At 25.0% G+C, this 8,323-nt stretch carries 8 protein-coding genes; 6 read left to right on the top strand and 2 right to left on the bottom strand.

The annotated features are described in order from the left end of the window. The coding region (locus Q4E08_RS10890) for a glutamate decarboxylase (protein WP_303130905.1) at positions 1–896 on the top strand (896 nt) is incomplete at its 5' end. Between the two features lie 62 nt (positions 897–958). Here the strand turns inward: Q4E08_RS10890 and Q4E08_RS10885 are convergent. Then, the gene (locus Q4E08_RS10885; protein ID WP_303130903.1) at positions 959–1,651 is read right to left on the bottom strand and encodes a 5'-methylthioadenosine/adenosylhomocysteine nucleosidase; all 693 of its coding nucleotides are present in this window, start codon (positions 1,649–1,651) and stop codon (positions 959–961) included. Between the two features lie 151 nt (positions 1,652–1,802). Here Q4E08_RS10885 and Q4E08_RS10880 point away from each other — a divergent pair, with 151 nt between their 5' ends. The 4 genes from Q4E08_RS10880 (at position 1,803) to Q4E08_RS10865 (ending at position 6,717) form a co-directional block, all read left to right on the top strand. Further along, positions 1,803–2,564: a tRNA threonylcarbamoyladenosine dehydratase gene (locus Q4E08_RS10880; RefSeq protein ID WP_303130901.1), complete on the top strand. Its 762-nt coding sequence runs from the start codon at positions 1,803–1,805 to the stop codon at positions 2,562–2,564. A 315-nt stretch (positions 2,565–2,879) separates the two neighbouring features. Continuing rightward, a complete protein-coding gene (locus Q4E08_RS10875; protein WP_303130900.1) occupies positions 2,880–3,818 on the top strand; it encodes a GNAT family N-acetyltransferase in 939 nt (312 codons plus the stop codon). A gap of 43 nt (positions 3,819–3,861) precedes the next feature. Beyond that, complete coding sequence (locus tag Q4E08_RS10870; protein ID WP_303130898.1) at positions 3,862–4,524, top strand: class D sortase; 663 nt, start codon at positions 3,862–3,864, stop codon at positions 4,522–4,524. Between the two features lie 33 nt (positions 4,525–4,557). After that, positions 4,558–6,717 carry an SdrD B-like domain-containing protein gene (locus tag Q4E08_RS10865; RefSeq protein WP_303130897.1) on the top strand — a complete coding sequence of 720 codons (2,160 nt, stop codon included), beginning with the start codon at positions 4,558–4,560 and terminating at the stop codon, positions 6,715–6,717. Positions 6,718–6,752: 35 nt separating this feature from the next. Here Q4E08_RS10865 and Q4E08_RS10860 read toward each other — a convergent pair whose 3' ends face one another. Further along, positions 6,753–7,244 (bottom strand): PTS glucose transporter subunit IIA, encoded by a 492-nt coding sequence (locus tag Q4E08_RS10860; RefSeq protein ID WP_303130895.1) that lies wholly within the window; start codon positions 7,242–7,244, stop codon positions 6,753–6,755. Between the two features lie 321 nt (positions 7,245–7,565). Here Q4E08_RS10860 and Q4E08_RS10855 point away from each other — a divergent pair, with 321 nt between their 5' ends. Further along, positions 7,566–8,099, top strand: a complete 534-nt coding sequence (locus Q4E08_RS10855) for a hypothetical protein (protein WP_303130893.1) — start codon at positions 7,566–7,568, stop codon at positions 8,097–8,099. Positions 8,100–8,323: the final 224 nt, after the last annotated feature.

Here is an 8,323-nt window from a genome sequence, read left to right as displayed (position 1 = left end):
AATTCTGTGTATATTGGGATATAGAAATGAGATTAGTTCCATTAGATGAAGAACATATGAGTTTAAATATAGATAAGGTATTAGATTATGTTGATGAATATACAATAGGTGTAGTTGGTATATTAGGTATAACTTATACTGGTAAATATGATGATATTAAAGCATTAGATAAGAAAATTGAAGAATACAATAAAACTGCAAAAATATCAGTTCCAATTCATGTTGATGGGGCTTCAGGTGGATTATTTGCACCATTTATTGAACCAAATTTAGAGTGGGATTTTAGATTAAAAAATGTTGTTTCAATTAGTACATCAGGTCACAAATATGGACTTGTTTATCCTGGAATAGGTTGGGTACTTTGGAAAGATGAACAATTCTTACCAAAAGAATTAGTATTTGAAGTAAGTTATTTAGGTGGTAAATTACCAACAATGGCTATTAACTTCTCAAGAAGTGCAAGTCAAATTATAGGTCAATATTATAATTTCTTAAGATATGGATTTGAAGGATATAGAAAAATACATCAAAGAACAAAAGATGTAGCTATGTACCTAGCAAAAGAAATAGAAAACCTTGGCTTATTTGAAATATATAATGATGGATCAAATCTACCAATAGTATGCTTTAAATTAAAAGAAGATGCTAATGTAGAATGGACATTATATGATTTAGCTGATAGATTATTAATGAAGGGATGGCAAGTACCAGCTTATCCATTACCAGAAAATTTACAAGATGTAATAATTCAACGTATTGTATGTCGTGCTGACCTTGGACATAATATGGCAGAACAATTAATGCAAGATATTAAAGAAGGAATTGAAGCTCTTAATAAAGCTCGTGTACTTCAAGATAGAGAAACTAAGAAGGGTGCATACGGATTCACTCACTAATAAATATTAGTATTTAAATTTAAAAAGCTATTATATAGAAATTCTATATAATAGCTTTTTTATTATAATTTTTCTATCATACCTTTAAGTATAGTAGTTGAGTTTTTAACTCCAATTGGTGTGAATTTTTCATAATCCATATGTGCACCATTATTTGCATTATCAGAAATTGATCTAATAACTACAAATGGAATATTATTTAAGTAACAAACGTGGGCAATACTTGCACCTTCCATTTCAACAGCTTTAGCTTCAAATTCTTTTTCAAGCCATTTTATTTTTTCAACACTTGCAACGAATTGATCACCTGAAACTATTCTTCCTGAAAAAGTATTAAAACCTTCTATTTCATCACATGCTTTTTTACAAACATTAACTAATTCATTATCACATATAAAATCAAATGTATCTAATCTTGGAATTTGACCATGTCTATCTCCGAATACTGTTGTATCCATATCATATTGAACTAAATTTTCAGCAATTACAACATCTCCAGGATATATATCCATACCTATACCACCGGCAACACCAACATTTATAACTCTATCAACATTATATTCTGATATAAGTATTTGAGTACATACAGCAGCGTTAACTTTACCAATTCCTGAAACTACAGCAACAACATCTTTGCCCCAAAGTATTCCTTTGTAAAATTTCATTTTTGCTTTAGTTTTTGCTTCTGTAACTTTCATATCTTTTAAAAGAATTTCTAATTCTTCGCTCATTGCGCTTATAATACCTATTACCATAAATTAATCCTCCGTTTTTAATAGTATAGATTATATTATAGACTTAATAATCTTTATAGTAAACATACAAGTTATATAATTAAATACTTGTATAAGGATATAATATAAAATAAAATATAAATAAATATTTTATACAAAAGGAGATAAAAAGATGGCACAACACGCTTTATCAAGAACAGAGTTACTTATAGGAAAAGAAGGTTTAGATAAATTAAAAAATTCAAAAGTAATAGTATTTGGAGTAGGTGGAGTTGGTAGTTTCACTGTTGAAGCTTTAACTAGAGCTGGAGTTGGCAACTTAGTTTTAGTTGATGATGATACGGTATGTCTTACAAATTTAAATAGACAAATACATGCAACATATAACACAATAAGTAAAGTTAAAGTTGATGTTATGAAAGAAAGAATATTAAGTATAAATCATAAATGTAATGTCACAACTTATCAGAAATTTGTTACACCAGATAATATAGAAGATTTTATTACAGATGATATAGATTATGTAGTTGATGCAATTGATACTGTAAGTGCAAAAATTGCTTTAGCAAAATATTGTTATGAAAATGATATAAAAATTATAAGTTCTATGGGAACTGGAAATAAGTTTGATCCAACTCAGTTTAAAGTATCAGATATATTTAAAACAAAAGTATGTCCTTTAGCTAAAGTTATGAGAAGAGAGCTTAAAAATAGAGGTGTTAAAAAACTTAAAGTTGTATATTCAGAAGAACTTCCAACAAAACCAAGAACTGAAGATGTAGTTACATGTAAAACTGGATGTGTATGCACAGGAGGAACAAAAAAATGTGCAGAAAAGAGACAGATACCTGGAAGTATATCTTTTGTTCCACCAGTTGCTGGGATGATAATTGGAGGAGAAGTTATAAAAGATTTATTAGGAATTAATAATTAAAAAAATAAATTGTGGATAACTTTATTAATTATTTTACAAAAATTGGATAAAAAATGACTATTATCGATATAAAAAATCAAAATGTTCACATATACAACAGCATGTTTACCACAATATATAGTGTTTAAAATAAAAGTTATCAACAACATGTTGATAAAATTGGGGATAACTTTTTGAAAATCCACCTTTAAAATAATACAAAGGTGGATTTTTTTGTATATAGATATTGTTAGAAATAAGGTAAGTAATCTCTTGTAAACATATAAGTATAATATATAATATTGTTATAAGACTATTATTTTAGGAGAATTAAGTATGTCATTAAGCAATAATGTAAGTATAATTTTAAATAAAGGAAGCCATAAAGAGTATATTATTAAAGATAAAAATAATATAAATATAGGTAGGTTTGAAATATCAGAATTAGATCAATCTAATAAGAGATGTAACCTTGATTTAAAATTTTATAGAGAATATGACTATAATTTATTAAGAGAAACTTTAGAGATGCTTTTAAGGGCGATATTTAAAGATAAGAATATTTTTAAAGTTAATATAAAAGTAATTGAAGATATGAATCTTTCACCTTTTTTAGATTTAGGATTTATATTGGAAGGAATATTATCTAATAATACCTTTTCTAATGGAATTTATAAAGATGAACTTATATTAGGAATTAATAGAGAAGACTATGTATATAAAAATTGCGCTCCTATGGTTAAATTAAAAGGAAAAAATATTATTTTAAGAAATTTTACTCCTAATGATGCAGATGAATTACTAGATTATTATATTAGAAATGAAAAGCATCTTGAAAAATTTGAACCAACAAGAGATTTAGATTTTTATACAATAGAAACTCAAAGAGAGTCATTAAATGAAAGTTATAAACAATTTTTAAATGGGACAGCTGTTGATTTAGCTATTATAAAAGATAATAATTTGATAGGAAAGCTAAGATTATCAAATATAGTATACGGAGTATTTAAAAGTGCTGTCTTAGGATATTCAATAGATGAAAAATATCAAGGTATGGGATATATGAAAGAAGCTGTTAATCTAACTGTTAATTATGCGTTTAAGGATTTAGATCTTCATAGAGTTGAGGCATCTGTATTATTGAATAATGAGAAATCAAAAAGGGTTCTTTTAGCAAATGGATTTAAAGAACTTGGAATTAATGAAAAGTATCTTTTTATAAATGGTATGTGGCAAGATCATAAGACTTATTACAAAATAAAAGGACAAACTTAATTTATATAAATAATAAAATTATTAAAATTAATCGGGGTGTAATATGAGTAGAGAGGATAAAGGAGTTTCAGTTAAAAAGAAAAGAAGATTTAGAATAACTAAAATTATAGGAATAATTTTAATAATAGCTGGATTGGGTACTATATCATATCCATTTTTTGAAATTTATTTAGATAAACATGATATATCAAAAAATATAAACGAGTGGGATAAACAAAAACAAGATACTAAAGTTAATAGTAATAAAAATGTTAAAGATGATAAAAAGAACAATAATGTTAGTAAAAATAAATATCCATCTGTAACGGTTGATGGAAAAGATATAATAGGAAAAGTTATAGTAAAAAAGACTGGAGAGCAAATACCTATATTAATGGGAGCGACAGAAGAAAATTTAAGAGGTGGAGCTACTCTTTATGATAATGGAATATATCCAGGTGAAAATGGCACTGCAATTATACTTGGTCATAGAGAAACGACTTTTGGTTTTTTAGAAAATATAAAGGTTGGGGATGAAGTTGATATAGAAAGTTTAAATAATACATATAAATTTAAAGTTAAGAGAACTTATATCACAACTCCTGATGACGAATCAATTTTAGCGCAAAAAAATAACCCAAGCCTTACATTAGTTACATGCTATCCTTTTAATTATCTTGGACATGCTCCGGAAAGATTTATTGTAAAGCTTGATTTAATAAACTAATAATACTCAAGAAAAATAAGGTGATTTATAATTATGATAAGGAATAATAATAAAAAGATTAGGTGGCTAGGGCTTACGCTAGCAATTTCTATGGTATTTCAGTTTATTCAACTTACTGGAGTAAGTTATGTATATGCTGATGATAATAAAACTGAATTAGAAATAAATAAACAAGATACAAGTAAAGATTTATATTATAGTTTTCCATATTTAGAAGATAATGCTTGCAAGACAGAAAGCTTTGAAAAGGATTATGAAAGAGCCTTATCAGAAAATAGAGATTTATATATAAAAGAATATAAAAATATTTTAGATAATAATATAAAAAATTATTCACCAAAATTAGATGAGAATGTAGAGTATGAAAAAGCATCTCTTGGGGGAAAAGTGTGGCATGATACAAATGGTAACGGAATACAAGATGATAGCGAACAACTAGTACCAGGAGTAGAAATATTTATTTTAAATAGGAATGGACAAGAAGTTGCAAAAACAAAAACAGATATTTTTGGAAGATATGTTTTTAAAGATTTAGATGAAGGAAGTTATCGTATAAAAATAAGTAAAGATAGTAAGTATAAAATGATTACTGACTATAAAACTGGTGATGATTTAAATCTTGATAATGATTTTAACAAAGAAGGTATTACAAATATTATAAATGTAACAAAAGGTATGAAAAATTATAGTATTGATGCTGGATTAACAAATCCTATTACAATAAATAGTTATGTATGGAATGATATAAATTGGAATGGAAAGTTTGATGATGGTGAAGGTGGTATAAAAAATATAATTGTACAATTATATAAAGATGGAAAGCTTATAAGTACAAATAGAACTGATATAAATGGACATTATAGTTTTAAAGAAATAATGCCTGGGAAATATAATTTAAGATTTATTGATGAAACAAAGGATTATTTACCAACAATAAATAAGAGAGAAAATAAAATAAATAATAATTGGGAAACAAGTAGTTTTACTTTATTATCAGGAGAAGTTAAAAATGATTTAGATGTAGCTTTACACAAAGCTAAAATAAAAAGTAGAGTGTGGGAAGATAAAAATTCAAATGGAATAAAGGATTTGAAGGAAAAAGGAATAAGTGATGTAAAAATTAATTTATTCTCTAAAGATGGTAATTTTATAAAAAGCACAAAAACAAATTCGGAAGGAATATACGAATTTTCAGATTTAATGCCAGGGACATATTTTATAAAAGCAATTAAGCCGGATAAATATAGTGACTTTTCACCAAAGAATAGAGAGCTAACAGACGGAAATAGTGTTGATAAAAGTGGAACAAGTAATTTAATTAATATTGAAAAAGGAAAATATTATGACAATTTAAATGTTGGAATGTTATTTAAAGGTGAGATAAATGCTTATGTATGGGAAGATAAAAACTTTAATGGTATAAAGGATGATGATGAATTTGGAATACCTAAAGTTAAGGTTAAGCTTGTAGATAGTGATGGAAATATTGCTAAAGATATTTTTGGAAAGGAAGTATCTATTAAAACCACTGATGAAGAAGGAAAAGTTAAATTTAATAATTTACAAGATGGTAAATACAAAATAAATGTAACTTTACCTGATAACTATAATAATTTTACTAAACAGAAGTCTAATTTAAATAGTAAATATAGTAACGTTAATACAAGTGGGTTTAGTGAAAATATAGAATTAAATTCAGATAGAAGAAGAGTAACTATAAATGCAGGTTTAGTGAGAACAGGAAGCATAGGAAGCATTGTTTGGAATGACAAAAATAAAAATGGTAAAAAAGATAATAATGAAAATGGAATTCCTAATATAAATGTATTTTTATGTGATTCAGATGGCAAATTATTATTTCTTACAAAAACTGATGATAATGGAATATATAATTTTAAAAATTTAGAGCCTGGGAATTATTACACAGTTTTTGAAGTACCAGATAATTATAATATAGTAAATAAAGAAAATGAAAATATTAAAAGTTATAAAAGTAGAACTATAAAATTAAAATCTGGAGAACATGATAATACGGTAAGCTTGGCTTTATATGAAAATAATATAAAAAAGGCTGATGTAACTGATTTACCTAAAACAAGCTTAGATATAGAGAAGTATATTGTTACAGGTATTATTATGGTTATATTAGGTAGTATAATATGTTTAATTACAAGAAGGATAAAATTACAATAAAAAATAACTCATTGCTTTAAGCAATGAGTTATTTTTTATAAACTATATTCCATAATAATTGTTTCTCCAGCTATTGCATCCATATTTATTTTTTTATCTATTGATTTTACTCTATCAGGATTTGTTATAAGAACAGGAGTAATTAATGATAATCCTTTACTCTTAATAAAGTTTCTATCTATTTTAATTATTGGAGTCCCTGCTTTAACTTTAGTTCCTTGTTCAACTAATTGTTTAAATCCTTCTCCTTTAAGAGATACAGTTTCAATTCCTATGTGAACTAATATCTCTATTCCATTATCTAATGTCATAGCAAATGCGTGTTTAGTTTTGAATATTAATGAAAGTTCTCCGTCACAAGGAGCTACAATTATATCCCCAGTCGTATCTATTGCAACTCCATCTCCTGCCATTTTTTGAGCAAATACTGGGTCCGGAACTTCTGATAATTCAATTACTTTTCCATTAACTGGTGTAACAAAATTTAAAGACTCGTTTTGCTTTTTTTTCTTAAAAAACCCAAACATAATTTCAAATCCTTTCTATTTAAAAATATTATATCAATTATTAAAATGCTTAATTTTATTAAAAATATTATTGAGTATAAAAAAAAGGCATAAGTTTAGTTCTAAACTTATGCCTGATCTATCTCAGTAACACGTTTACAATAAAATTATATATTACATAGAAAAAAGTGTCAACAATAATAAATAAAGATTTATAATATAAATTTTTATAATGTTTTACTATAATTAATATATGTTAACTTAGTATTTATATAAAAATATTATTTAAAAATTAATTTAGTTAAAGTAATATTATTTATACTTAATAAAAGGAGAGATTTTATGAATACATTAAGTAAAGAAAAAGTTAATGAGCTAATAAAAATAATACCTAATAATATAATAGAAGGGTTTAATAAATACAATAATGCAATTATTACACACAATGAAGAAAATAAAAATAATAAGGAAATAGAAAATTGTTTTATAAATTTTATATCAGATATTTATAACAGAGGTCAAACAATAGTAGTAGATTATTATGGTAATAAATTAAACGATAAAGAATTTGAAAATATGACAGAAACACTTGAAATTAAAGAAAAGGAATTGCTATATAAGTTAAGGAAGAAGAATATTAATTCAGTATATTTTATTGTAGAAAATTTAGAATACCTAAAATTAATAATGAAGTTATCTGTTAAGTCTATATTATTTAGTACATTTTATATTTTAGGAAATGATTTAACTATTTGGAGTAATTATGATTATAAATTTGTTATATTTTTTAATAATTATGATGTTTTAGAATTTTATAAAGATGTTTTAGAAAAAAGTAATTTAATAATAAAGGACATAAAAATAACGAATAAATAAGATAGTTATGCAGAAACTATACCAAGTGTATCAATATAAGATATATAGAGAAATATATAGAAAATAGTAGCAATATAAAAATAATATAAAAAAATATGTATAATTTAATCAATTAATGAAATAATTTAAGATATAATAATCCTTGTCGCTTGAGTGCGACGGAGAAAATGATCTTTGAAAATTGAACAGAATATAGAAATACATTTAGAACCAGCAATTCTTTT

Source organism: Clostridium sp., from assembly GCF_030532265.1.
Lineage (GTDB): Bacteria > Bacillota > Clostridia > Clostridiales > Clostridiaceae > Clostridium.
The sequence above is the reverse complement of the archived record's forward strand: the minus strand, read 5'-3'. Positions and strand labels throughout refer to the sequence as shown.